This window comes from Streptosporangium sp. NPDC050148 (assembly GCF_055586505.1).
The window spans coordinates 165343-189525 of the sequence record NZ_JBVJIA010000011.1; the positions used below are offsets into that span (position 1 = coordinate 165343).

The following is a 24183-nucleotide window of genomic DNA, read 5'->3' on the forward strand; positions in this document are numbered from 1 at the left end:
GCCCCTCCCCCCCCCCCCCCCTCTCCCCCCCCCCCCCCCCCCCCCCCCCCCCCCCCCCCCCCCCCCCCCCCGGGGTCCGGGGGGTCAGTTGCCGAAGGAGAACCAGTTGAGGTTCACGAAGTCGGCCGGTTGCCCGCTGCTGAAGGTGATGTAGACCGTGTGGGTCCCGGTCACCCCTGAGATGTTGGCCGGGATCGTACGCCAGCTCTGCCAGCCTCCCGTGTTGCCGAGCGCGAAGTCACCGATCGGCGGGGCCGTCGGGCTGCCCAGGCGCACCTGCACCAGCCCGCTGACCCCGGCCGCCGCACCGGACGCGACCCGGGCCTTGAACTGCGTGGCGGCCGCGGAGCCGAAGTTCACGCCGTCGAAGCGCAGCCAGTCACCGTTGCCGATCTGCGCGACGTTCTGCCCGCCGCCGGTGTCGGTCGTGGTCTCCACCGACGTGCCCGACTGCGCCTGGTGGCGCTCGGCCTGGATGGTCGAGCGGGCGTCCACCCCGCCCGGAGGGGGAGTGGGCGTCGGGCTCGGGCCGGGGCCGGAGCCGCTCTGCCAGACGGCCACGTAGTCGACGAGCATCGGGCGGCCGGGGACCGTGGCGGCGGTCGGCGTCTGCCCGGCCAGGGCGTTGGGGAAGGCCCCGCCCATGGCCACGTTGAGCAGCAGGAAGTACCCCTGGTGGCCGGTCATGTTGTTCCAGGTGGTGGCGTCGAACTGCGCCTGGCTGACGCTGTGGAACTGCTGGCCGTCGACGTACCAGCGCAACTGGTTCGGGCTGATGCTGCGGTCCCACTCGAAGCGGTAGGTGTGGAACGCCGACTGGCAGGTGGAGCCGGGGCACGGCCTGCTCGCGCCCAGGCCGGTGGTCTCGTTGCAGGGCCCGCCGGGGTTCACGCCGCAGTGCAGCACGCCCCAGACGGAGTTGATGCCGTTGACGTTCTCCATGATGTCGAACTCGCCGATGCCCGGCCAGTTCCAGTAGCTGCCCCGGTACGGCGCGCCCAGCGCCCAGAAGGCGGGCCAGTAGCCCAGCGCGGCGTCACCGGTGACGTTGGGCATCTGGATGCGGCCCTCGATGCGCAGGATGCGCCCGTCGGCGGGCTTGAAGTCCGAACGGCGGGTCTCGATGCGGGCCGACGTCCACTCGTTGCCGTTCTTCAACGGCGTGATCCGCAGGTTCCCGCCGCCGTCGAGGCTCAGGTTGGCGGGGCTGTCGGTGTAGCGCTGGATCTCACCGGTGCCCCAGTTGGCGGGACCGCCCGGGTAGGCGTGACCGAGGTCGACGATCCAGTTCGCGGAGGAGGGCGGCGACCCGGCGCCGCCGTTGAAGTCGTCGCTCCAGACCAGCGACCACCCCGAGGGCGGAGGCGGGACGGAGGCGTGGGCGGCGATGGCGAGCACCGTCGGCACCAGGGCGGCGAGGATCACCGAGATCCACCTGAGAGAGCGCTTTCTTGCTGGGGGGTGACTCATCTGGAACCTCTCACAAGGCCAATGAGGGGGACGGCCGAACGTTCGCTGCAGCGTGCAGACCGATTGATAATCACTGTTACGCGAAGGTAAAGTCCGGGTCAACACCGTAAGGTGAAAAAGTCAGAGAGCGCTCTCAGAGATCGACGGGATGTCACCGGGGCATCGTGACGCCAGGCCGGTGTCGTCGTGGAGCGCCCACCCGGTGCCTCGTCCGGTGCCTCGCCCGGCGTTCGTCCGGGGTCCGTCCGGGGTCCGTCCGGCGCGGGGAGGGGACCTCCCGGCGCCGGGACGCTTCGGCGGGCCGTCTACCGGCCCGTCCTCGTGGCGGAGGCGGTCAGCAGGGACAGGCCGTAGGACGTGAGGATCTTCTCCACCGGCTGGAAGTAGGTGACACCTCCGCCGTCGCAGTCACCCGCACCGCCGGAGGTGACGCCCTGGGCCTGGTCGATCGAGACGAACGGGCCGCCGGAGTCGCCGCGCTCCGCGCAGACGTTGGTGCGGACCAGCCCGAAGATCTTGCCGCCGGGATACACGGCGCTGGCGTCACGCTGCTGGATGGTGCCGCAGTGCCATCCGGTGGTGGAACCGGACCGGCAGACCGAGGCTCCCTCGATCACGGCGCGGGTGCCGTTCAGTGCGGTGATGGCGCCGGTCGTCGCGTCGGTCACGGCACGGATCGCGCCGTCGGCCTCGGCGGTGGGCCCGGGGGGTCCGGTGGGCGTGGGAAGCCCGGTGGGTGTGGGAAGCGCAGTGGGCGTGGGAAGCGGGGAGGACGCGGTGGGCACGGTGGGTACGGTGGTCGTGGGGGGTGTCGCGGGCGCGGTGGGGTGAGTGCCCACGACGGGTGTGGCGGGCGGGAGACCGCCGGATCCGGCGGTGCCGTCTCCCACCACCCCCTTGGGGGTCCAGTCGTCGTTCACCGCCACCCAGGCGTAGTCGCCGACCGGGAAGGTCGACTCCTTGAAGACGCCCTGGGAGGTCCGGTTGAAGCCGGTGGTGCGGTCGCCCTTCCTGCCGCAGTGGCCGGAGGTGACGAACCCCTTCTCGGTGCCCTTGGCCACGGAGAAACCGACCGAGCAACGCCCCCTGGGCACGAGGTGGTAGGCGTCACCTCCCCGCAGGTCGTACAGGGGCCGGGGGCTCTCCGTCGAGGACACCACGTCCACCTCGGCCGCGTCCATCCCGATGCCCTTGATGACGTTCTCGGTCATGGCGGCACGCCTGGACAGGACGACCACCTTGTTGCTCCGTACGTCGACATAGCGCACCCTGCCCCCGATCGAGCGGGCCGGCAGGGCGTGGTCGAGTCTCCGCTTCACCTCCTGCAACCGCTTCAGCGGTGCGGCGACGACCTCGGCCTGGGCGCCCGCGGCGATGATCAGGGGGATGTCGGCGGCGCTGGTGGTGGCCACCACCAGTTTCCGGGCGGTGACCCCGATGAACCAGGAACCACCGAAACGGTCGCCGAGGCTCTTGCGCAGCCGCTCCTCCACCGGTGCCAGCCGGATCTCGTTGGACAGCCGGATCCGCACCTGTTCCGCGCTCAGCCGCAGGTCGCGCTGGAGCGCCTCGAACATGGTCGGCGGCGACTTCCCGGGCGGGACCGAGGGTGACGCGCTCGGGGAGGACGGAGGGGGCGGGGCATCCGTCGCCCGGGGCGGGGCGGCGGCCGGTACGGCCGTCGCGGTCAGCGTGACGATCGCCAGTACGTATCCCGTGGTGACGGTACGGCTGCGGGACATGTGCTCTCCTCGACCTCGGCTCTCAAGCGGGAGGGGGGAGATCGGTCCGTATCGCCGGTCGCTCGTTCGAACGGACGGACGACACCACCTTAATTCAGCCGTCCCCGGTCACGGCCGCAACGATGAGGCGCCACGCGGACGGTGCCGTCCCGGAGAGGTGACGGTCCCGTTCCCGCTGCCCGCGAACCGCCCGGCTGTAGCGTGGTGCCGAGATCAGGCAACCACGCTGGGAGTACGCCGCATGCGCTGGCAGGTCAACTCCGAAGAATCCCTCTACACCGACCAGTGGCTCGACCTCCGGATGGCGGACGTGGAGCTCCCCGACGGCAGCCACCTGGACCACCGCTTGATTCGCATCGCGGCGGGAGCCGGCGCCGTCGTCACCGACGACCGGCATCGGGTGCTGATGATCTGGAGGCATCGCTTCATCACCGACTCGTGGGGCTGGGAGATCCCCATCGGCAAGGTCGACGACGGTGAGGAGCCGATGGCGGCCGCCGCGCGGGAGGTCGAGGAGGAGACGGGCTGGCGGCCCGGCCCGCTGCGCCCCCTGCTGAGCATCCAGCCGAGCAACGGCATCTCGGACTCGGTCCACCACATCTTCCGCGCCGACCACGCCGTCCACATCGGAGCGCCCACCGACCCATGGGAGGCCGAGCGCGTCGAGTGGGTCCCCCTGGCCGACATCCGCGAGCTGATCGGCAAGGGCGACCTGGTGAGCGGGACCTGCGTGGCCGCGCTGCTCTACGTCCTCACCGAACCGCGGCGCCCCTGAGCCACGGGCCGCGACGGAGCCTGAGCGTACGGGACCGGGTGGCCCCGGGCGGCCCGTGGAAGGGCCGGACCGGCGTGACCGGAGCCGGCGGCCCGTTCCCGGCGGCCCGCCGGCCCCGTGTCCACCCCGCCCGCCTCCTGACAGATCCCTCGACCTTTCCTGACCGGATCGTTTACCGTTAGGAAACTTTCTTTTATATTGGAGGCACCCCCCAGCGAAGGAGCAGGACATGCGGAGAACGCTCACCTTCCTCGCGACAGCGATCATCGCCATCGCCTCCACCGTGGTCATCGCCTCACCGGCGAACGCGCACGGTTACATCTCGTCCCCGCCGAGCCGTCAGGCCATGTGCGCGCAGGGCCGCGTGGCCAACTGCGGGGACATCATCTACGAGCCGCAGAGCGTGGAGGGACCCAAGGGCCTGCGGAGCTGCCACGGCGGCGTCGGCCGGTTCTCCCAGCTCAGCGACGAGAGCAAGGGCTGGCCGGCCACGAGCGTGGGCAACTCGGTCACCTTCAACTGGGTGCTCACCGCCCGCCACGCCACCAGCACGTGGGAGTACTACGTCGGCAACACCCGGATCGCGGTCTTCAACGACGGAGGCAGGCAGCCGGGCGCGACGGTGTCGCACAACGTGAACCTGGGCGGCAGGACCGGCCGCCTGAAGGTGCTCGCGGTCTGGAACATCGCCGACACCGCCAACGCCTTCTACTCCTGCGTGGACCTGCAGCGCTGACCGAGGCGCTGACGACGGCTCCGGCCCGGCATCGGCAACGGTGCCGGGCCGGGGCCGGACCATCGGCCGGTACGCGACCCGAACGGGCCCCGCCACGACGTCCTCGTGGCGGGGCCCTCGTGCGTCGCCTCCCGCAGTGGCCTCCCGCAGTGGCCTCCCGCAGTGACCTCCCACCGTGGCCTCCCACCGTGGCCTCCTGCAGTGACCTCCTGCAGTGACCTTCCGCGCCCGGGATCCGCGCGGGGTCCGTCGTGTCCCGGCCCGGTACGCGACACCCCCGGAATGGGAATCGGAATGGCCGGCAGATGACATCGGACATAGCCGTTCAAAGCAGGGGACGTCGCATTATGCGCGGACGACAATGGTAAGGACCTCGGCGATTCAGCTCAAAGAAGGAGGGGAACAGATATCGTGCGACCGGGGTTCCCGATACCCGTCGGGGCAGGAGTCGGCAGTGTCGAGGTGATCCGTGGCTCGTCGCATAAAGAAACCAGCCGATATGGTCACGGCACTTCTGATTTTCTCCGTAATCCTGGTCGGAATGCCGATCGGAATGGTCACCGAACATCTGCCCGACGTGGTCGGTGAGCACAGGATCGCCTGGGTCGCCCTCTCCGGGCTGACCGCCTCCTCCGTCGCCCTGCTGACCTGGGTGACTCCGAGGCTGAGGGGTGCCCGGGCCCGCGGCAGGCTCTTCCGGGTGCCGGACAGGCAGCCGGGATGGGTCCGCAGGACCGAGCTGGGCGACCTGGTCTCCACCCTGACCATGCGGACCTCGGGAACCGTCGGCCTGACCACGGGGCTGGCCGGTACGGGCGGGTTCGGCAAGACGTCCCTGGCGGTGGAGGTCTGTCACGACGACGAGACGACGGGACGGTTCACCGGCGGCATCTTCTGGGTGACCGTGGGCCGCGAGCGGACCGGCGCGGACGTCGCGCGGCTCGCCGACGACGTCACCGAGGCCGCGACCGGCGTCCGGCCGGAGCCCCGCGGCCCCGAGCAGGCCGGTCACCGGATGGCCGAGGCCCTGGCAGAGCGCGGCCGCGCGCTGCTGGTGGTCGACGACGTGTGGAGCCCCCAGCAGCTCAGGCCCTTCCTGGCGGCGGCCTCCAGGTCGCGGCTGCTGGTGACCACCCGCCTGCCCCGGGCCCTGCCGCCCGACGGGATCGCGATGATCGTCGACGAGATGGCGCCGCGGGTGGCCGTACGGCTGCTGAGCCGGGGGCTGCCGCCGATGAGTCCCGGCGTGGTCAACGCCCTGATGGCACTGACCGGACGCTGGCCGCTGCTGATGGCACTGGTCAACGCGCGCCTGCGCGACGAGCACCGGGCCGGGACGAACATCGAGGTCGCCGCCAGGCGTGCGGTCGAGCGGCTCGGCCGGATCGGGCCCGCGGACCTGGACGTCACCGTCCCCCGCCAGCGGGAGGCCGCGGTGCGCGCGGCCGTGGAGTACGGGCTCGACGCCCTCGGCGCGGCCGACCGTGCCCGCTTCCTGGAGCTCGGCATCTTCCCCGAGGACGCCGACGTACCGGCCGACCTCGTCGGGCTTCTGTGGCGCCGCACCGGCGGGCTCACCGCCGAGCGGTCCCAGGCCCTCTGCGCGAGGCTGCGGGAGCTGTCGCTCATCGGCGGGCGCCCCGCGGACCCGGCCGTGCCGCCGGAGTCATCGGCGCCACCGCCGTCCTCGCCGTCACCGGTGCAGTCACCGGTGCAGTCACCGGTGCAGTCACCGGTGCAGTCACCGGTGCAGTCACCGGTGACGTCGCCGGTGACGGCGGTGGCGTCGGTGGCGTCGGTCACGCTGCACGACGTCGTCCGCTCCTGCGTCCGGTCACAGGACGGGCTGGGAAGGGACCGCCTGGCGGCCGTCCACCGGGCCTTCCTCGACGAGGTCAGGACCCTGATCCCCGGTGACGACCCGGAGGCGGAGGCCGAGTGGTGGAGGCTGCCCCCGGACGCCGCCTACCTCTGGGACAACCTGCTGCCCCATCTCGGCGAGGGGAGAAGGACCCAGGAACTGGAGGCGCTCCTGCACGACGTGCGCTGGCTCATCGCCCGGATCCGCGGCTCGGGGATCGCCGCGGCCGAGTCGGACCTGGCGCTGTCGGCCTCCCGTTCCGTCGCCGGGGTCCGCGGGCTCATCGCGCGGAGCGCGCACCTGCTCGTCCCCTTCGAGTCCGAGGCCGTCTCCACGGCGAACCTCCTGACCCGCCTGTACGCGTTCCCGCCCATGCGGGCCTCGATCGAGCGTTACAGCCGGCAGAACGACGTCCGTTTCCTCAGACCCCGCTGGCCGTTCCCGGACGACGGCGCCACCTGGCTGCTGCAGACGCTCACCTCCGCGCCGGGACGGCCGGACGACGTGTCGATCACCCCGGACGGGTCGCGGTTCGTGGTCCACGGCCGCGACGGCGGCGTGCAGATCTGGAAGGCCGACGGCACCACCCGTACCCGGCTGGCGACCCACCGCGGTCCGGTCCACGAGGTCGTCACGGCCGCGGACGGCTCCTGGCTGGTGACCCGCTCCGGCCGCGGGAGGGTGCAGATCTGGGAGATCGGGGGCACGCAGAGGGCCGTACTGCAGACCGGTGTCCGCAGGATCGCCGGGACGGCGGCCTCCCCGGACGGGACCTGGCTGGCGACGCTCTCGGCGAGCGGGCGGATCCGTCTGTGGAACCCGGACGGGACCGGGCGCGCCACGCTGAGGAACGGGTTCGGGCGGTTCACCGGGATGGTGGCCTCACCCGACGGTTCCTGGCTGGCGGCCCTGTCCGCGTCGGGGGAGGTCGGCCTGTGGACTCCCGCGGGCGCGAGGCGCGCGGTCCTGCGCAGCCCGGTCAGGGTGCGCGCCAGGCCGCGCCCCCTGCGCCAGGCCCGGCTGATGCGCGGCGGGAAGGGCGGGAGCGCCCGGGACACCGGGAACACCGGGAACGCCGGGAGCGGGGACGAGGAGACGGTGACCGGCCGGGTCAGGCCGGTGCGCAGGGTCACCGGGATGGCGGTCTCCCCGGACGGCTCCTGGCTGGCGACCCTCTCCAGGGACGGGACCGTACGGCTGTGGGGGGCCGACGGCGCCGAGCGGGCCGTACTGACGGGCCACGCCGGAACGGTGCCCGGAATGCGGATATCCCCCGACGGCTCCTGGCTGGCCACCTGGTCCGCCACCGGGACCGTACGGCTGTGGGAGTCCGACGGCAGGCCACGGGCGGTCCTGGCCGGACATGACGGGACGGTGCGTCAGGTGGTGATCGCCCCCGACGGTGGGTGGCTGGTGACGGTGTCGGGGGAGCGGAGCGTACGGCTGTGGGAGTCCGACGGCAGGCCGCGGGCGGTCCTGGCCGGACATGACGGGACGGTGCGTCAGGTGGTGATCGCCCCCGACGGCGGGTGGCTGGTGACGGTGTCGGGGGAGCGGAGCGTACGGCTGTGGGAGTCCGACGGCGCCGAGCGGGCCGCTCTGGCGGGGCATGCCGGGACGGTGCGTCAGGTGGTGATCACGCCCGACGGCGGGCGGCTGGCCATCTGTTCCGACGACGGGACGATCCGGATCTGGCGGTCGGAGGGGCCCGGGTCACAGGAACGGGGATCGAGGGTGCCGGGACGGCAGAACCCGGGATCGCAGGACCGCAGGGGAAGGGCCGGGCTGATCCGACGGGTGACGATCTCCCCCCAGGGGAACTGGATCGCCACGCACTCCGGTGACGGATCGGTGAAACTCTGGAACGAGGACAGGATGGAGCGGGCGGCCCTCACCGTCCCCGTCGAGGACGGCCGGTACGCCGCGGTCGCACCGGACACGACATGGCTGGCCGTCTGGTCCGGTGACCGGATCGTCCGGATACACGGGGCCGGTGGGCGGCGACGGGCCGTCCCGACCGGCCACGCGGGCCGCCTGCGCGGGGTGGCCGTCGCCCCCGACAGCACCTGGCTGGCCACCTGGTCGTCCGACCGGACCGTACGGCTGTGGGGCGCCGGCGGCAGCAGGAGAGCGGTGCTGAACGGCCACACCGGACCGGTGCGCCAGGTGGTGATCGCCCCCGACGGCACCTGGCTGGTCACCTGCTCCGAGGACGGCACCGCGCGCGTGTGGTGGGCCGACGGCGGGCAGCGGGCCGTGCTGGTCGCCGGCGTCAGGGCCACCGCGCACGCCCTGATCTCCCCGGACGGCGCCTGGCTGGCCACCCTGTCCGTCTACGGCCGGATCCAGCTCTGGACACCGGACGGTCGCAGGTACGCGACCCTGAAGAGCCGGGTGGAGACCATGGACGAGATCACCATGGCGCCGAACGGCAGATGGTTCGCCATCCTCTCGGCCAACGGCACCGCGGGCCTGTGGGGGGCCGACGGCGCGGCGCGGGCCCCGCTCAGGGGATGCCCCGGCCCGGCGCGCGAGGTGACGATCGCCCCCGACGGGACCTGGCTGGCGGCCTGCTTCGACGACGGCACCGCGCGCGTCTGGTCGGCCGGGGGCAGGGAACGCGCGACGCTGGCGTCCGGCACGGGAAGGATCCGCGCCGTGGCCGTCTCCCCGGACAGCAACCTGCTCGCCACCTGCTCCGACGACGGTGTCATCCGGATGTGGGACCGCTACGGCGACCCCTGCCCCGCGGCGGCCCGGGTGGACGCGGGCCTGAACTGCCTCGCCTGGTTCCCCGACGGTTCCGGCGTGGCCGCCGGTGGTGACCAGGGCCTGTACGGGTTCGACCTCTACCCGCCGCCGGACTGAACCGCCGATCCGGCACGCGCGAAGCCTTCCGGTGCGACCGCCGTCGTGACCGGCGGTCGCGGACGGGAGGCCTCGACCGGCGTCAGTAGCCGGTCGAGTGACCGCCGGAGTACCCGCTCGGGTATCCGCCCGGGTGGCGACTCGGGTACCGGTTCGGATAGCGGTCCGGGTACCGGTCCCGGCCGTAGCAGAAGCGGGCGTAGCCGGAGTCGTACCCGTTCAGCCAGCCCCTGTCGTAGTCGCTCGGCGCTCCGAAGGATCTTCTCGAGTTCCTCCTCGAGCAGTCCTGCGCTGCGGCACGGTAACCGTCCCGGTAGCCCTGCCAGTAGTCCATGGGGTCGTGCGCCGTCGCGCTCCGCGGGGTGCTCGCCGCCTGCGCGGGAACCGGCGCGGCCGAGGCCTGCGAGACCGGGGCCGGGGTGAGGGCGAGGGCCGCGAGAAGTGCCGGGCCGAGCAGCAGCGACTGTCGCTTGCCGTACATGTTTCCTCCTTCGGTCGGGTCGCGAGCACGGATCGCTCGCGACCGTAACTGAGAGTCACGATATAAGGCGAGTCATATTGAACAAGTGATTTAAGTGCTTATCTCCCCGGCTTTGGTGCAAGACTGAAGGAGGGCTTCTTTGTCCGTCCTCTGCGCTTTCTCGGGTTTTCCCATCGCCCTCATCATCATTCTCGATATAAGGTGTCATTGTGTATAAGTCGTAAATATGATTTATTATCCGTAGGGAATCGGCCGTATTCCATGCGGACGTCCGGCCGGGCGGAACGGGCGGGGGTGTCCCGGCGACCGTCGTGCCCGTGACGGGTGACCTCCGGGTATCGCGTTCGTAGATCTTGATCCGTTCGGTCTCGTGGCCGGGTCCGGCCGGTTCATCGTGTCCACGTGACCCGCTCGCCTCACTTACGATCTCGCCGCGTCCCGGAACACGTGACCGCCCGCGTCCGCCGGACGGACCCCGTGGAACGGCCACCGGCCCCCCGTGAGCCCGCCCCGCCGGGGCGTCGCCCGTACGGGACGAGGAACCCGGGGGCGCGACCGTGCGCCCCGATCGCCGTACGGCCGACCCCGCCGGTGCTCGAGCCGGTGACCGCCGACGACCGGGGCCGGGCCCGCGGTCCCCTCCGGAGGCGAGCCGGTGACGACCCCGCCCCTCGGTAGGTACGAGGCCAGGGAGCCCAGGGTGCCGCGGACGATCGGCGCGATCTCCGCCGCGCTGCGCGCCGGCCGTCGGGCGCAGTTCTTCGCCGAGCTGCTCGACGCCCGGCGAGGGCCGGAGCTGGACGGCGTCCTGAGCGTGTGGTGGGGCAGGGCGATGCGCGACACCGACCCCGCGCGCGGCCTTCCCGCCACCGTGGAGGCGGTCGCCCTGCCGGGCCGGATCGTCCGCGCCCTGCCGGTGCGATCGACGCGATCCGCGCGGTCGGGAGGAACGCCGGGATCGAACGAGGCATCGGGATCGAACGGGCCGCCGGGAGCGGACGGGGCGCGGCCGGAGGACGGGCCCGCGCAGGCGGGCGACCGGGGAAAGGCGCGGATCACGGTCGACGTGGAGGCGTGGCTGGGCGCCTACGCCGAGGAGCTCGTCCAGACGGGCCGTGCCCCCTCGGTCTCCGCCGTCGTCAACGAGGCACTGGCCGAGAGGTTCCGGCGCGAGCAGCGCACCCGCCGTGTCCGGGCCGCGAAGACCGCGGTGACCCCGGGCGCCGCCGTCCGCGACCGAGCCGACCAGGCCGCGCAGGACGGGCCGGTGGCCACCGTCTGCGGCCGGGCCGACCTGTCCGACCTGTCCGACCTGGCCGACCTGTCCGGGCGCGACGGGACGGGAGCCGTCGCCCGCGACCGGTCCGACCGCACGACCCGTGACCGGACCGACCTCGTCACGCGCGACCGGATCGGCCGGCCGGTCGTCCGTGTCGAGGTCCCGTCACACCGGCCGGGTGGGTCGTCCGCCGGAGCCGAGTGATCGGCGCGGACCGGCGTGGACCGGCGGGGCCCGTGGGGAACCGGCGAGGGACCGGTCGGCGCGCCGTCCGGCAGCTTGGTGCCGAACCCTCAGGGACGGGCGGGGAACCGCCTATGGTCGTCGGCATCCGCCCCCGGTGCATCGGTCCCGGGGGTGTCCCACTCCGGTCCCGTCCGAGGAGTCGTCCATGCGGTATGTCGTTGTCGCCCTGCTCTCGATCGGCGCGATGCTCGTGCTGCCCTACCTGCGCTCGCCGGACGTGCGCAGGTGGTGCTCGGCGATCTCGTCGCTGGTGGTCAGCCAGACGCCGGGCCGCGTCGCGAGGTACTCCAGCGCCTCGTCCAGGTACCTGGCCCGGAACGCCTGACCGATCACGAACGGGTGCAGGGCCAGCGCCATCACCCGGCCGCCGTGCTCGGAGTCCGCGTGCAACCGCTCGTACTGGTCCTTGACGATCTGTACGAACTCCGGCCCGGTGGTGCCCCTGCCGAACAGCAGGAGGTCGTTGAGTTCGACCGAGTAGGGCACGCTGAGCATCCCGGGCACGTTCAGCGCGTAGGGCTGGTCGTCGTTGGTCCAGTCCAGCACGTAGCTCAGCCCGAGCTCGGCGAGCAGCTCCGGGGTGTTGAACGTCTCGGTCAGCCCCGGCCCCATCCAGCCGCGAGGCCGCCGTCCGGTGGCGTCGGTGATGGTGTCGACGACGTCGGCGAGGAAGCGGCGCTCCTCGTCGCGGGTCATGCCGGCCTGGAGGATCGAGTTGGTCCGCCCGTGTGCGAGCCAGGCCCAGTCCCGTTCCAGGCCCGCCTCGATGATCTGGGGGTAGTGCCCGGCGGCCGCGGAGTTCAGCAGGGCGCTCGCCCGGACGCCGTGCCGGTCCAGGCTCTCGATCGTGCGCCAGATGCCGACCCGGGGCCCGTAGTCGCGCCAGCCGTGGTTGAGCGCGTCGGGGACCAGGTCCGCCGTGCCGGGCCAAATGCTGGTGGAGGGGCGGTCGATGAGGAAGTGCTCGATGTTGAGCCCGATGTAGACGGCGACCCTGGCGCCTCCGGGCCAGCCGATCGGTGGGCGTTCGGTGATGGGACTGTAGGTGAAGAGCTCGTTCTCCGCGGGCTTCGTCATGCCGACACGGTAGAAGTTAACATCGGTGTCAGTTTCAAGTCCGGGGCGTGCGGGGGGCGGGATGCGGATCGGTGAGCTCGCGAGGCGTACCGGGGTGAGCGAACGGTCGCTGCGCTACTACGAGCAGCAGGGGCTGCTGGTGGCCGGCCGCACGCCCGGCGGTCACCGCGACTATCCCGAGCAGGCGGTCGACCGGGTCATCCGCATCCAGGAACTGTTCGCCGCGGGCCTGCACAGCAGGAGGATCGCGCGACTGCTGCCGTGCATGCGGGACGCGGACGGCGGCCCGTCCGAGCGCGCCACCCCCAGGCTGGTCGCCGAGCTCACCGCCGAACGGGACCGCATCGACCGGATGATGACGCAACTGGCCGGTTCCCGCGACGTGCTCGACGACGTGATCAACGCGGCGTCGGAACGCGACCGGCGGGCGGCGGGAGCCGACGGAGCCTCTTCTACCATTTCCCCACCGAGCAGGCGCTGGTCGCCGCCATGGTCGAGCGGCTGACGAAGGCCTTCGACGCGCTGGCCCGGGCGGGCGACGCGCCGGGTGACTTCCTGCGCGCCTACGTCCGGGCCACCACCCCCGCAGCCACACCACGGCCGCTCCCGCCGACCGCGTCACCGCGGCACTTCTGGCAGGTGTGCTGGTCCATCCGGCCGGCCTGGAGCCGCTCCGCGAGCGGTTCGCGGCCTGGCAGGTCCGGCTCACCGAGGACGGCGTCGACCCGGCCGCCGCGACGGCCGTGCGGCCGGCGGTCGACGGCTGGTGGGCCGTCAGGTTGCTCCCCTCGCCTGGTGGATACCGAACCTCTACCTCATGCTCTTCCCGCTGCCGGCGATCGTCCGTCTCACGGCGCACGCGAGGGCGTGGGCGCCGCGACCCCCGGCCGTCGCGGACGGTGACTGACCCCCGTGCGAACGGCGTCGGGCGCGCCGGCGCCCCTCACGGGGGCGGCCGGTGACGGGTCCCGCCCGCGGCGAACGTCAGGTCACCGGTGCGGGACCTGCGGCCGTCGTGCGGCGGAGGGCACGGCGGCCGGCGTGACGCTGGGCGCGGCCGGTGGCGGCGTACCACTGGGCGGCGATGACCGCGGCCAGGAGGAGTTCGACCGCGTCGCCGCCGTAGTACATCAGCTGGGCCCCGGCCTGCAGGTCGGCGGCGGCGAAGGTGGTGCCGGGCGGAGGTAGGGCGTACAGGGTCTTGGCCAGCACGGCGTGCGCGGCTCCCCCGGCCAGCAGCGCGCCCGCGCGCCAGGGCATGCTCCAGCCCCGGCGCACCGGGTCCAGCCGGCAGACGGCGAAGGCGAACAGCGTCCCGGCCGCCACCACGTGCACGTGCACGGCGGCGTGCAGCCACTCGTGGTGGCCGGTGGCCGCCAGCAGCGGCGTGCGGTACAGCAGCCACAACCCGCCCATGTCCAGCACCACCGCCGTCGCGGGGGAGACCAGCAGGCCGATCGGGCGGGAGTGCGCCACGGCCAGTACGGCGCGCCGAGCCCGGCCCGGGCGCAGCCCGCGCAGCGCCAGCCTCAGCGGGCGGCCGAGGACCAGCAGCACGGGGGCGAGCATCCCGGCCAGCAGATGCCGGCCCATGTGCGCGGTGAACGGGCCCGCCGGCATCGGCACGACGAAGGCGGTCGCCAGCAGCGCGGTGCCCGCGACGAAACACGCCTGCCACGTCCACGGCCACGGATGCCCGCGGCGGCGCAGCCGATGCGCGGCCAGCGCGTAGACCGCGGCCGCCGCGGCCGCCGAGGCCACCGGCAAGAGCGGCAGCCACGCCACCCCCGGCCCCCCGGCGTGGTGGTGCCCCGGCTCCGGCAGCGCGGGCAGCGCGGGCAGCGCGGCCAGGGCCGTCTGCACCGCCGTCACCGGCCCCTCGCCTCCGGCCCCGCACCCGAACCGGTGCCCGAACCCGTGCCGGGGTCCGTGGCCGGTCGCGGGTGCCGGTCGGCGCGACGGGCCCGGACGGCCAGGGCCAGCCCGGCACCCAGCAGCACCAGCGCGGCACCGTTCCAGACGAGGTCGTAGGGCAGCAGGTCCGGTACGTCGTAGCGGATCTGGTGCACCCGCAGCACCTTGTGGTCGATCAGGCCGTCGAACAGCTGGAAGCCGCCCGCCCCGATCAGCAGTCCGGCCCGTGCGTGCGCCGCCGACAGCGCCCGTCGGCGGCGCAGGTCCGCCCACATCACGAACCCCGCCACCAGCGCCAGCAGCTCGGCGGTGTGCAGCAGCCCGTCCGACAGCAACCCGATCGCCGGGGTGGAGCGGTCGAAGAAGTGATGCCACCCCAGCAGCTGGTGGAAGACGATCTCGTCGACCGCGGCCATCAGCGCCACCCCGATCAGCGCCGCCGACACCAGCGACCGGCCACGCTCCCTCGACGTCTCCGGTCCGGCCGACGGCCGCGCCTGGCTCATGATCGGATACCTCTTCCCCGGACGTCCCTGTGATCCTGGCATGGCCTTACCCCTCGTGCGGGCGATCACTCACGCCCCGGACCGGCCCGCGCGCCCTCGTGACCCGGCCGTAGCGGAGGCCGGGGTGGGCCGGGGTGGGCCGGGGGAGAGGCGGCACTCCCGGTTCTCCTCGCTCGTGGTCAGCCGCTGATGCGCCTGCCGTCAGCCGCCGAGGCGCCTGCGGTCAGCCGCCGAGACGCTCGTGGGCCGCCGCCGCGACGACCAGGTCCTGCCAGGACATGCCGGTGGACTTGAACAGCACGGGCCGGTCGAGGGCCACCGACGCGGGATCGGTCACGATCCGGCGCATCGGGATGAGGCGCGCGGCGTCGAGGTGGCCCTCCCTGATCGCCTGGACGACGTCGCCGGCCTCGCGCAGCGCGGTCGCGACGTCGTCGACCACGACGTGCGCCCGGCCGGCCAGCGCGCCGTCGACCTCGCGGGCACCGGGTTCGTGCGAGCCGACGGCGATGACGACGGCCCGGTCGCGGAGCACGGCCGAGTCGAAGAGCGGTTCGCGGGCGGTCGTGGCGCAGACGACGACGTCCGCACGGGAGACGGCCCGCGTGGCCCGCTCGTCGCCGGAGGCGGCGACCGTGACCGGCACCGCGCCGTGGCCGGGCACCCCGGCGCGACGCGGATCGCGTACGAGATAGGTCACCTCGGCGAGCCCGCGGTGCCCCGAGAGGGTGTCGAGGAGGGTGTCGACGTGCCCGCGTCCCTGCGGGCCCGCGCCGAAGACGGCGACGCGCAGCGGGTCGCGCGCACGACGCAGCAGGGGCAGGACCGCGGCGACCGACACCGCGGGCGTGCGCAGCGTGGTCAGCGCGATGCCGTCGATCAGGGCCACCGGGGACAGCGTCCGGGCGTCGAAGAGGAGATAGAAGCCCTGGATGCGGGGCCGGCCGCGTGCCGGGTTGTCCGGCGCCACGGTCACGACCTTCACGCCCGCGCTGGCGCCGCTCTCGGCGGGCATCAGCAGCAGGTGCCCGTGGGCGGTGGGCACGACGGTACGCGCGGGGTCGGTGGCCGGGTCGAGGCCGCCGCGCAGCGCGTCGGCGACGACCTGGACGGCCTGGCGGGGGCCGAGCAGCCGCCGCAGGTGGTCCCCGGTGATCAGCGGGACGTGCTCGGTCATCGCAGGACGAACCCGGGGAAGAGCTCGTCGGCGGGGTCGGCCGTGAACAGGTGCTCGCCGGTCTTGTGGGCGCTGCCGGAGACGACGGGGACGACCGCCGCCCTCCCGTCGGCCGTCACGTGCCGCAGGACCCGGGCGTGGAAGCGCGATCCCACGATGGAGTCGTGCACGAGGCGGCGGTCGTCGCGCAGGCGTCCGGTGGCGCTCAGCACGGCGACGCGGGAGGCCGTGCCCGACCCGCACGGGGAGCGGTCGGCCTCCCCGTCCGCGAAGATCGTGACGTTGCGCTGGTGCAGGTTCCCTTCGGCGTCCTCGCCCAGGTCGTCGTAGAAGATCGTGCCGTAGACGCCGCTGAGCCGGTCGTCGGCGGGATGGCGGGCGTGCGGGCCGTCGTCGAGCGCCCACTTGATCTCACGGCCGAGGGCGATGAGCCGGTCGAGGGCGCGCGGCTCCACCTCCAGCCCGACCGACGAGGCCGCCACGTGCGCGTAGATGGCCCCGCCGTAGGCGATGTCCGCCCGGACCTCGCCCCGCGTGGTCGGCACGGCGACGTCGTACGCGATCGGGTAGCTGGGCACGCTGACGAAGTCGACGCCCCTGACCCGGCCGTCCGCGGTGTGCACCCGCGCCGTCACCCGGCCGGACGGCACGTCGATCACCACGTCCGTGAGGCCGGAGGGGTCGGCCTCGACCAGTCCCGACTCCACGGCCCACGTCCCGAGCGCGATCGTGCCGTGCCCGCACGCGGTGGAGAACCCGTCCTTGTGCCAGAACAGCACGCCGAACAGCGCGCCGTCGTCGTCGGGCGGGGTGATGAATCCCCCGTACATGTCGGCGTGCCCGCGCGGCTCGAAGCACAGCATCCGGCGCAGCCCGTCGACGGCCGGATCCGAGACGGCGAAGACCCTGCGGTCGGCCACCGACCCGCCGGTGACGGCGACCGGCGGGTCCGCGACGATGCGGAAGGGTTCACCACCGGTGTGGTAGTCGACGGTACGGACGTCGGACTGCGGCATTGCGAGGCCCATCTGCTGGTGACCAGGTCTTTCCGGATCGTACGTGCCCGTACCCGGTGGTGGTGCCGTCCCGGTCGCCACCGTGCCCGGCGTCGCCGGGCGGCGTCCGGCCCGCTCCGGCCGGTCCGCTCCATTGCCCACCGGCCGTCACGATGACACGATCATGCCGACATCTCACACGAAAGGCGGCATCATGGTGGAGAACCACGGCCGCGTCGCCCTGGTGGTGCGGGGCGGCTGGGAAGGGCACGTGCCGGTGGCGGCCACCGACCTGTTCATCCCCTTCCTGGAGCGGAACGGGTTCGACGTGCACGTGACCGACTCCCCGGCACGGTACGCGGACGCCGGCTACATGGCCGGGGTGGACCTGATCGTGCAGTGCTACACGATGGGGACGATCGAGCCCGATCAGCTGGACGGCCTGCAGGCGGCGATCCGCGCCGGGACCGGCATGGCCGGCTGGCACGGCGGCATCGCCGACTCCTTCCGGAACTCCTCCGACTACCTCCACCTCATCGGCGGCCAGTTCGCCTGCCACCCCGGCAAGGATCCGGCCGAGCGGGTCGAGGGCGCCACGGACCACGACTTCGTGCCGTACACGGTGAACATCCGGCCCGAGGCCGCCGACCACCCGATCGTCCAGGGAATCGAGGACTTCGACCTCGTCACCGAGCAGTACTGGGTGCTGTCGGACGACTACAACGACGTGCTGGCGACCACGACCCAGAAGGTCCGCCCCTGGGACCCGTGGCACCGCGAGGTCACCTCCCCGGCGGTGTGGACCCGGCAGTGGGGCGAGGGCAGGATCTTCGTCACCACCCCCGGCCACAGCCTGGACGTTCTGGAGCACCCGAGCGTGCGCACCCTGGTGGAGAGGGGGATGCTGTGGGCGAGCCGGTGAACGTCGGCCTCGTCGGGTGCGGCACCATCGCGGGCCAGTACCTGGAGACGATCGGGCGCCTGCCCGGGCTCAGGCTGGCGGCGGCCGCCGACCTGGACCCCGCGCGGGCCCGGGAGACGGCGCGCTCCCACCCGGGCGCGCGGGCGATGTCCGTGGACGAGCTGGTCGCCGACCCCGAGGTGCACGTCGTGCTGAACCTCACCATCCCCGCGGCCCACGCCGAGGTGGCCCACAAGGCCGTCGCCGCCGGCAAGGACGTCTACTGCGAGAAACCGCTGACCGTCACGACCGCCGAGGCGCGCGAGCTGCTGGCCGCGGCCGACGCCGCGGGGGTGCGCGTGGGGTGCGCGCCCGACACCGTCCTGGGCACCGGGACGCAGACCGCGCGCAAGGCGATCGACGACGGGCTGATCGGCCGCCCGGTCGCGGCGACGGCGATCATGGTCACCCCCGGGCACGAACGCTGGCACCACCACCCCGACTTCTACTACGCCCCGGGCGGGGGACCCCTGATGGACATGGGCCCCTACTACATCACCTCACTGGTCACCCTGCTCGGGCCGGTGACGACGGTCATCGGGGCGGCCGGGCGCCCGCGTGCCGAGCGCACGATCGGCACCGGCCCCCGGCGCGGCGAGACCGTCCCGGTGAACGTGGACACGCACGTCACGGGTGTGCTCGTGCACGGCTCGGGCGCGCTGTCGACCCTGGTGATGAGCTTCGACGTCGTCTCCACCCGGTGCCCCGAACTGGAGGTCCACGGCGATCGGGGGTCGCTGGTGCTCCCCGACCCCAACTACTTCGACGGGGACGTCCTGATCCAGGACCTCGGCGACGAGGACGACCGGTGGCGGACCCTCCCGGTGAGCGCCGGGTACGAACCCGCGGGCCGGGGCGACGGCCTGGCCGACTTCGTGCTGACCCCGCCCGGGATCGAGCCCCGCACGAGCGGCCGGCTGGCCTACCACGTCCTGGACGTCATGGAGTCGCTGCTCGCCTCGGCGGGCTCGGGGCGGGCGCTGAGCGTCGCCGGAAGGTGCGAGCGGCCGCGCCCCGTCACCTGGGACGCCGGCCGCTGACCCCGCCGACCCCTCCGGTACGGGCCGGGTGTCACCGCCCGGCCCGTACCGCCCGGAAGGGAGGGACCCGGAGCCCGGCCCCGTCGCCCGCGTTCACGCCACGGAGGATCCCCGCGGGCCCTGTGGGTCTCGTGGGGCGGGGGGCGGCACGGCTCCGGCCAGGTCGTGGGCCCGCTCGGCGGTGAGCCGCCCGTCGGCGACCACGACGGTGATCGCGCGGTCCAGTCGGTCGGGGACGCCGAGCGGCTCCTCCCAGGCCAGGGCCGGTCCGACGCCCGGGTACTCGGCCACGCGGACGAACCACGGGTCGAGCCCGAGGGTCTGCACGAACAGCAGGCTCCAGTCGTCGCAGGTCAGCGCCAGCCAGGGCGAGAGGCTGCCGTGCACGGCCCGCTCACCGGAGGCGTCGGCGGTGAAGGCGTCCAGCCCGGGGGAGTCCTTGGGCGCCCGCCAGAAGAACCCGCCGTAACCGGCTCCGGCCCGGCCCTTGCAGGCCGAGCTCTGGATCGACAGCGGCTCGCCGGTCCGGTTGTGCAGCGTGAAGGCGACGTCCAGCGCCCAGGCGCCGGGCACGGTACGGGCCACCAGGGTCCGCTCCTCGGCGGCCAGGACGGTGCCGTCCGGCCCGACCCAGTCCAGCCGCTCGGCGAAGCCCCCGTCCACGGGACGCAGGAGGCGCCGCCGCTGCCGCCCGTGGTTGGGCAGGACCACCGGCCCGGTACCGGGCACGTAGGTGGAGCCGCCCCAGAAGTTGACCCCGTTGACATCGGAGATCGCCACGCTCGCCCCGAAATGGTGCACGTGGTCGGCGGGCTGGGTCTCGGTCACGAGCGTCCCGCCGAGGGTGCGGACCGGGTGCAGATGGGGCCGGGGCGCGTCCGTCGGCCGCAGGTCCCCCCGCCGGACGTAGGTCGCGACCTCCCGCGAACCGGCACGCAGCAGCGACTCGGGCCAGGTCGCCGGTGTGGCCGACACGGCCGGTGTGGCCGGTTCCGCCGATGCCGGCCGTGTCGGCACGGCCGGTTCCGCCGGTTCCGCGGGCGTGGCCGGCGCGGTCGTCCGGGCACCGAGGACGCCGGGGAAGCCGAGTTCCGACAGGGTCCTCAGCTCCGCCGCCGCGCGCACCGCCAGGGCCTCGACGCCCGGCAGCACCAGCCGGGACGGTTCCGTGCGGGAGCCCTCGACGCGCAGCGGGTCGGGGGCGCGGCGGATCTCGTCGAGCAGCCGGGTGAAACCGCCGGTCCGCTCCAGCGGCACCAGCAGCTCTTCGCCCTCCCTGATGTGCGCCAGGAGGTTGGCCAGCAGGTCGGCCCGGTCGAAACCGGTGCGCACGCCGTCCACCTCGACCTCGTCGAGGGTGTAGAAGAGCAGCGCCGAGCGGGTGTCGCCGTGCAGGTGCAGGTAGGGCTCGGTCCGGCGCTCGGCGCACAGGCTCACGGTGATCGCGATGACGGTGCCGTCGGCGAGGCGGAGCCGGGCGCTGGAGGTGTCGTCGGAGGAGATCGCGTTGGCCCGGTACAGCTCCAGCTCGATCCCCTCGACCGACGAGACCGCGTCGGCCCCGGCGACGGCCAGCGCGGTGGCCACCGCGTGCGCGAACGGGTTGGTCAGCGCGCCGTCCATGACGTCCACGCCGTCCAGCCGGCGCCGCCCCGCCCAGGGTGCGCGCGTGTAGTAGGAGAACGGGCGCGTCCAGGCCCCGGCGACGCCGATGGCGCGGATCGGCTCCCCCAGCAGCCCGGCCGCCGCGGGGACGGCCGCCGAGCCGAGCGACTGGAAGCCGACCTGGCAGGCCAGCCCGGTCTCGGCCACGGCCGCCGCGATCTGCTCGAACTCCCGCACCGAGGGGGTGGGGGGCTTCTCCAGCAGCACGTGCGCCCCGGCCCGCAGGGCCGCGACGGCCAGCGGCGCGTGGGTGTGGATCGGCGTCGCGATCACCGCCGCCTCCGCGCCGGTCTCGGTGATCAGCGACGACAGGTCCGCCGACCACGGCACGCCCAGGTCGGGCGCCGGGCGGGTGTCGCAGACCCCGGCGAGCTCGGCCCGCCCGGTCGCGGCCAGGCGCCGCACGTTCTCCACGTGGTTGCGCCCGTGACCGTGGATCCCGGCGACCACCACGCGCACCGGCTTCACGGCGCCCACCTCGTCGGCGCCCCGGTCGCCCGCAGCTCCGGCCCGGTGATCTCCACCGGGAGCGGGGAGGCGAGCAGGCCGAGGTCGGCCAGCGCGGCGTCCTCGACCCTCTCCACCATCGCGGGATGGTGCAGTGCCAGGGCGAGCTGGCCGGACAGCTCGGTGAGCAGGTGCGGGTAGACCGGGACGCCGAAGGCGCGGGCCAGCTCGGCGATCCGCAGGAACGGGGTGATCCCGCCGACCCGTACCAGGTTCGGCTGGACGACGTCGCAGGCGCCCGCCGTCAGCAGGTCGCGGAACCCGTGGACGGTGGTGACGTTCTCGCCGACCGCGACCGGGACGCCGATGCCGCGCCGCAGCTCCACCTGGGCGGCCAGGTCGTCGGCGGGAAGCGGCTCCTCGATCCAGAACAGGTCGTACCGCTCCAGGGCGCGCATCGCGACGCGGGCCCGGTGCAGGTCCCACCGCTGGTTGGCGTCGATCATCAGCACCCGGTCCGGCCCGATCACCTCGCGGACCGCCGCCACCCGCTCGACGTCCTCGGCCAGCGAGGGACGCCCGACCTTGATCTTGACGGCGGTGTACCCGGCGGCGACCCACCGCCCGGCCTGCGCGCGCAGCTCCTCCAGCGTGTAGTGGCGGTTGATGCCGCTGCCGTAGACGGGGACGCTCTCGCGCCGCGCACCGAGCACCTCGACCAGCGGGCGCTCGCCGCAGCGCAGGTCCCACAGCGCCAGATCCACCCCGGCCAGGGCGATCGGCACGATCCCGGACCGTCCCGCCTCGCTCAGGTGGGCCGACAGCCGGTCCCACACCAGCTCCGGATGCGCCGGCAGGCCGATCACGGCGTCGCGGACGTCGTGCTCCAGCAGCGCCTTGACCGCCTGCGCCCCGATCTGCGGCGTCCAGGAGATCCCGGTGCCGCTCCGCCCGTCCTCCAGCGTGACCGTGACGAGCAGCACGTGGTTGAAGGGCACGTCCGCGCCCCAGGGCCGGGCCAGGGGCACCGACCGCAGCGTGACCGTCACATCCTTGATCACGAAGCCACCAGGGCGAGTCCCGAAGTGATCAGCGCCTGCAGCTCGGCCTCGTGCTCGGGCGTCACCGCCACCAGCGGCGGCCGTACCCCGCCCACGTCCAGCCCGCGCAGCCGCACCCCGGCCTTGACCAGCGACACCGCGTACCCCGGCACCTTGGAGCGCAGCCGCACCAGCGGCGCGTAGAACTCGGCGATCAGCCGCTCGTCGCCGTTCAGGTACGCCGTGGCGATCTCGGGCGCGAAGCAGAACACCGCGCTGGAGTACAGGCCGACGCCGAGCGCCCGGTAGGCGGGCTGGGTCAGCTCGGCGGTCGGCAGCCCGTTGAAGAACAGGAAGTCCGGGCGGCTCTCCCGGACGGCCAGCACGATCCGCTGCATCCGGTCGATGTCGCCCAGGCCGTCCTTGACACCGATGACGCCGGGGATCGCGGCCAGCTCGACCGCGGCCTCCGGTTCGAGCGCGATCGGCCCGCGCTGGTAGATGATCACCGGGAGCTCGGCGGCGACGGCCCGCACGTACTCGGGGAAACCGGGGCCCTGGACGAGGTAGGGCGGCATGAGCAGCAGCCCGTCGGCGCCCGCCTCGCGGGCGGCCCGCGCCTGGGCGAGCGCCGCGCCGATCGGCCCGCCCGCTCCGGCGAACACCGGGACGGCCCCGGCCGTCGTCTTCACCGCGACCCGGACGACCTCGGCGTGCTCGGCCTCCGACAGCGCGGTGAACTCGCCGGTCCCGCAGGCGGCGAACACCCCGCCGGGCCCGTGCTCCAGCCCCTGCCGGACGTGGTCGGCCAGCACCCCGGACGCGAGCTCGCCGTCCGGGCCGAAGGGGGTCACGGGGAAGAACAGGACACCATCGAGATTCATGATCAGAGTTTCTTTCAGGAGAGTTCGGTGCGCCAGCTGCGCTTGGCGGTCCAGCCGAGCAGCCGCTCGGCCTTGGCGGAGGAGAAGGCGGGGGAGGTTCCGGTCAGGGGGGCGGCGAGCGCCTTCGTCTCCGGCATGACGGTCGGCAGCAGCTCGGCCAGCGGCTCGCGCGCCAGGGCGTCGGCCGCGCCCGCGAAGAAGATCTCGCCGTTGTTCTCCAGCAGCGGGAGCCTGGTCAGCAGCGTGTCGATGAAGTCACCGGCGTCGCGGGCGTCGAGGTAGTTGAACAGGGAGACCCCGCCGATCTCGGGCCGGTCCAGCCGCTCGGTGATCGTGTGCCCGGACTGGGTGGGCGCGCCCTCCCACTCCTCGGGCGCGACGACGAAGCAGGGCCGGAACGCGGCCATCCGGGTGGTGTCACCGGCCCGCGCGAACGTCTGCACGGTCTGCTCGGCCACGACCTTCGACAGGTTGTAGGCGTGCCAGGGCCGCACCGGGTGGTCCTCGTCCAGCGGCAGGTAGTCCGGGGTCCAGCCGCCCGGTGCGCCGTACCCGATCACCGTGGGGCTGCTGGCCACGACGAGCCTCTCCACCCCCAGGGCGACCGAGGCCGCGCAGACGTTGAAGGCGAGCTGGGTGTTGACGCGGAACGTGGTGGCCTCGGAACGGCTGAACGGCACCGCGATGGCCGCCAGGTGGACCACCGCCTCGGGCCGGAACCGCGCGATCACCGAGTGGGCCTCACCCAGGTCGGTGAGGTCCGCAGGAAGGGTCGAGGCGGCCTCGCGCGGGGTTCCCGGCGCGCTGTCCACGCCGATCACCTCGTGTCCGGCCGCCGCGAGCGAGGTGACCACGCTGCGGCCGAGCCGGCCCGCGCTACCGGTGACGAGCACTCTGCTCACCGTGTGGGCTCCTTCTGAAGACTGCAATCAGTTGCAGTAAACAATCGCGCCAGGCGAGACAATACGTCAAGTGAGCGGGCTTAAGCACCGGCAACCGGTCTCAGAATGATTGACCCA

General features: G+C 73.4%; 19 protein-coding genes and 1 pseudogene. 8 read left to right on the forward strand and 12 right to left on the reverse strand.

Annotation, left to right across the window (positions count from 1 at the left end; translation table 11 throughout):
* Positions 1 to 84 precede the first annotated feature (84 nt).
* Together ACZ6RT_RS15160 and ACZ6RT_RS15165 are read right to left on the reverse strand one after the other, a co-directional pair.
* Positions 85 to 1425: a glycoside hydrolase family 16 protein gene (locus tag ACZ6RT_RS15160; protein ID WP_399189094.1), complete on the reverse strand. Its 1341-nt coding sequence runs from the start codon at positions 1423 to 1425 to the stop codon at positions 85 to 87.
* Between the two features lie 350 nt (positions 1426 to 1775).
* Positions 1776 to 3212, reverse strand: a complete 1437-nt coding sequence (locus ACZ6RT_RS15165; protein ID WP_399189092.1) for a S1 family peptidase — start codon at positions 3210 to 3212, stop codon at positions 1776 to 1778.
* A 241-nt stretch (positions 3213 to 3453) separates the two neighbouring features.
* Between ACZ6RT_RS15165 and ACZ6RT_RS15170 the strand changes: the two genes are divergently transcribed.
* From ACZ6RT_RS15170 to ACZ6RT_RS15180, 3 genes are all read left to right on the forward strand, one after another.
* Positions 3454 to 3987: an NUDIX hydrolase gene (locus ACZ6RT_RS15170; RefSeq protein WP_399189090.1), complete on the forward strand. Its 534-nt coding sequence runs from the start codon at positions 3454 to 3456 to the stop codon at positions 3985 to 3987.
* Between the two features lie 229 nt (positions 3988 to 4216).
* A complete protein-coding gene (locus tag ACZ6RT_RS15175; protein ID WP_344905664.1) occupies positions 4217 to 4723 on the forward strand; it encodes a lytic polysaccharide monooxygenase auxiliary activity family 9 protein in 507 nt (168 codons plus the stop codon).
* Positions 4724 to 5264: 541 nt separating this feature from the next.
* Entirely contained in the window at positions 5265 to 9452 is a 4188-nt protein-coding gene (locus ACZ6RT_RS15180; RefSeq protein ID WP_470153986.1) for a WD40 repeat domain-containing protein, read from the forward strand.
* An 82-nt stretch (positions 9453 to 9534) separates the two neighbouring features.
* Here the strand turns inward: ACZ6RT_RS15180 and ACZ6RT_RS15185 are convergent, their stop codons facing one another.
* Complete coding sequence (locus tag ACZ6RT_RS15185; protein ID WP_470153988.1) at positions 9535 to 9933, reverse strand: hypothetical protein; 399 nt, start codon at positions 9931 to 9933, stop codon at positions 9535 to 9537.
* Between the two features lie 655 nt (positions 9934 to 10588).
* Here ACZ6RT_RS15185 and ACZ6RT_RS15190 point away from each other — a divergent pair.
* A complete protein-coding gene (locus tag ACZ6RT_RS15190) occupies positions 10589 to 11416 on the forward strand; it encodes a hypothetical protein (RefSeq protein ID WP_470153990.1) in 828 nt (275 codons plus the stop codon).
* Between the two features lie 240 nt (positions 11417 to 11656).
* On the opposite strand, the gene ACZ6RT_RS15195 is transcribed toward ACZ6RT_RS15190, so the two are convergent.
* Positions 11657 to 12535, reverse strand: a complete 879-nt coding sequence (locus ACZ6RT_RS15195; protein WP_470153992.1) for a polysaccharide deacetylase family protein — start codon at positions 12533 to 12535, stop codon at positions 11657 to 11659.
* Between the two features lie 61 nt (positions 12536 to 12596).
* Here ACZ6RT_RS15195 and ACZ6RT_RS15200 point away from each other — a divergent pair, with 61 nt between their 5' ends.
* Positions 12597 to 13040 carry a MerR family transcriptional regulator gene (locus ACZ6RT_RS15200; RefSeq protein WP_399189080.1) on the forward strand — a complete coding sequence of 148 codons (444 nt, stop codon included), beginning with the start codon at positions 12597 to 12599 and terminating at the stop codon, positions 13038 to 13040.
* Positions 13041 to 13152: 112 nt separating this feature from the next.
* A pseudogene (locus ACZ6RT_RS15205) lies at positions 13153 to 13497 on the forward strand (hypothetical protein); the annotation flags it as partial.
* A 22-nt stretch (positions 13498 to 13519) separates the two neighbouring features.
* On the opposite strand, the gene ACZ6RT_RS15210 reads toward ACZ6RT_RS15205, so the two are convergent.
* The 4 genes from ACZ6RT_RS15210 to ACZ6RT_RS15225 all read right to left on the reverse strand — a co-directional run bounded on the left by ACZ6RT_RS15210 (position 13520) and on the right by ACZ6RT_RS15225 (position 17148).
* Positions 13520 to 14407, reverse strand: a complete 888-nt coding sequence (locus ACZ6RT_RS15210) for a cytochrome c oxidase assembly protein (RefSeq protein WP_470153994.1) — start codon at positions 14405 to 14407, stop codon at positions 13520 to 13522.
* Positions 14404 to 14955, reverse strand: coding sequence for a DUF2243 domain-containing protein (locus tag ACZ6RT_RS15215; protein WP_470153996.1), 552 nt, complete (start codon positions 14953 to 14955; stop codon positions 14404 to 14406). Before ACZ6RT_RS15215 ends, ACZ6RT_RS15210 begins: the two co-directional genes overlap by 4 nt.
* A gap of 223 nt (positions 14956 to 15178) precedes the next feature.
* A complete protein-coding gene (locus ACZ6RT_RS15220; protein WP_470153997.1) occupies positions 15179 to 16132 on the reverse strand; it encodes an ornithine cyclodeaminase family protein in 954 nt (317 codons plus the stop codon).
* Complete coding sequence (locus ACZ6RT_RS15225; RefSeq protein WP_470153999.1) at positions 16129 to 17148, reverse strand: proline racemase family protein; 1020 nt, start codon at positions 17146 to 17148, stop codon at positions 16129 to 16131. The genes ACZ6RT_RS15220 and ACZ6RT_RS15225 overlap by 4 nt, the downstream gene beginning before the upstream one ends.
* A gap of 193 nt (positions 17149 to 17341) precedes the next feature.
* On the opposite strand from ACZ6RT_RS15225, the gene ACZ6RT_RS15230 reads away from it, so the two are divergent.
* Complete coding sequence (locus ACZ6RT_RS15230) at positions 17342 to 18049, forward strand: ThuA domain-containing protein (protein WP_470154001.1); 708 nt, start codon at positions 17342 to 17344, stop codon at positions 18047 to 18049.
* The gene (locus ACZ6RT_RS15235) at positions 18034 to 19128 is read left to right on the forward strand and encodes a Gfo/Idh/MocA family protein (protein WP_470154002.1); all 1095 of its coding nucleotides are present in this window, start codon (positions 18034 to 18036) and stop codon (positions 19126 to 19128) included. The genes ACZ6RT_RS15230 and ACZ6RT_RS15235 overlap by 16 nt, the downstream gene beginning before the upstream one ends.
* 93 nt (positions 19129 to 19221) lie before the next feature.
* Here the strand turns inward: ACZ6RT_RS15235 and ACZ6RT_RS15240 are convergent, their stop codons facing one another.
* The 4 genes from ACZ6RT_RS15240 to ACZ6RT_RS15255 are packed head-to-tail and all read right to left on the reverse strand — an operon-like array spanning position 19222 to position 24066.
* Entirely contained in the window at positions 19222 to 21261 is a 2040-nt protein-coding gene (locus ACZ6RT_RS15240; RefSeq protein ID WP_470154004.1) for a DUF6807 family protein, read from the reverse strand.
* Positions 21258 to 22301 carry a mandelate racemase/muconate lactonizing enzyme family protein gene (locus tag ACZ6RT_RS15245; RefSeq protein ID WP_470154006.1) on the reverse strand — a complete coding sequence of 348 codons (1044 nt, stop codon included), beginning with the start codon at positions 22299 to 22301 and terminating at the stop codon, positions 21258 to 21260. The genes ACZ6RT_RS15240 and ACZ6RT_RS15245 overlap by 4 nt, the downstream gene beginning before the upstream one ends.
* A complete protein-coding gene (locus tag ACZ6RT_RS15250) occupies positions 22298 to 23164 on the reverse strand; it encodes a 5-dehydro-4-deoxyglucarate dehydratase (RefSeq protein ID WP_399189062.1) in 867 nt (288 codons plus the stop codon). Before ACZ6RT_RS15250 ends, ACZ6RT_RS15245 begins: the two co-directional genes overlap by 4 nt.
* 14 nt (positions 23165 to 23178) lie before the next feature.
* The gene (locus tag ACZ6RT_RS15255; RefSeq protein WP_399189060.1) at positions 23179 to 24066 is read right to left on the reverse strand and encodes an NAD-dependent epimerase/dehydratase family protein; all 888 of its coding nucleotides are present in this window, start codon (positions 24064 to 24066) and stop codon (positions 23179 to 23181) included.
* Positions 24067 to 24183: the final 117 nt, after the last annotated feature.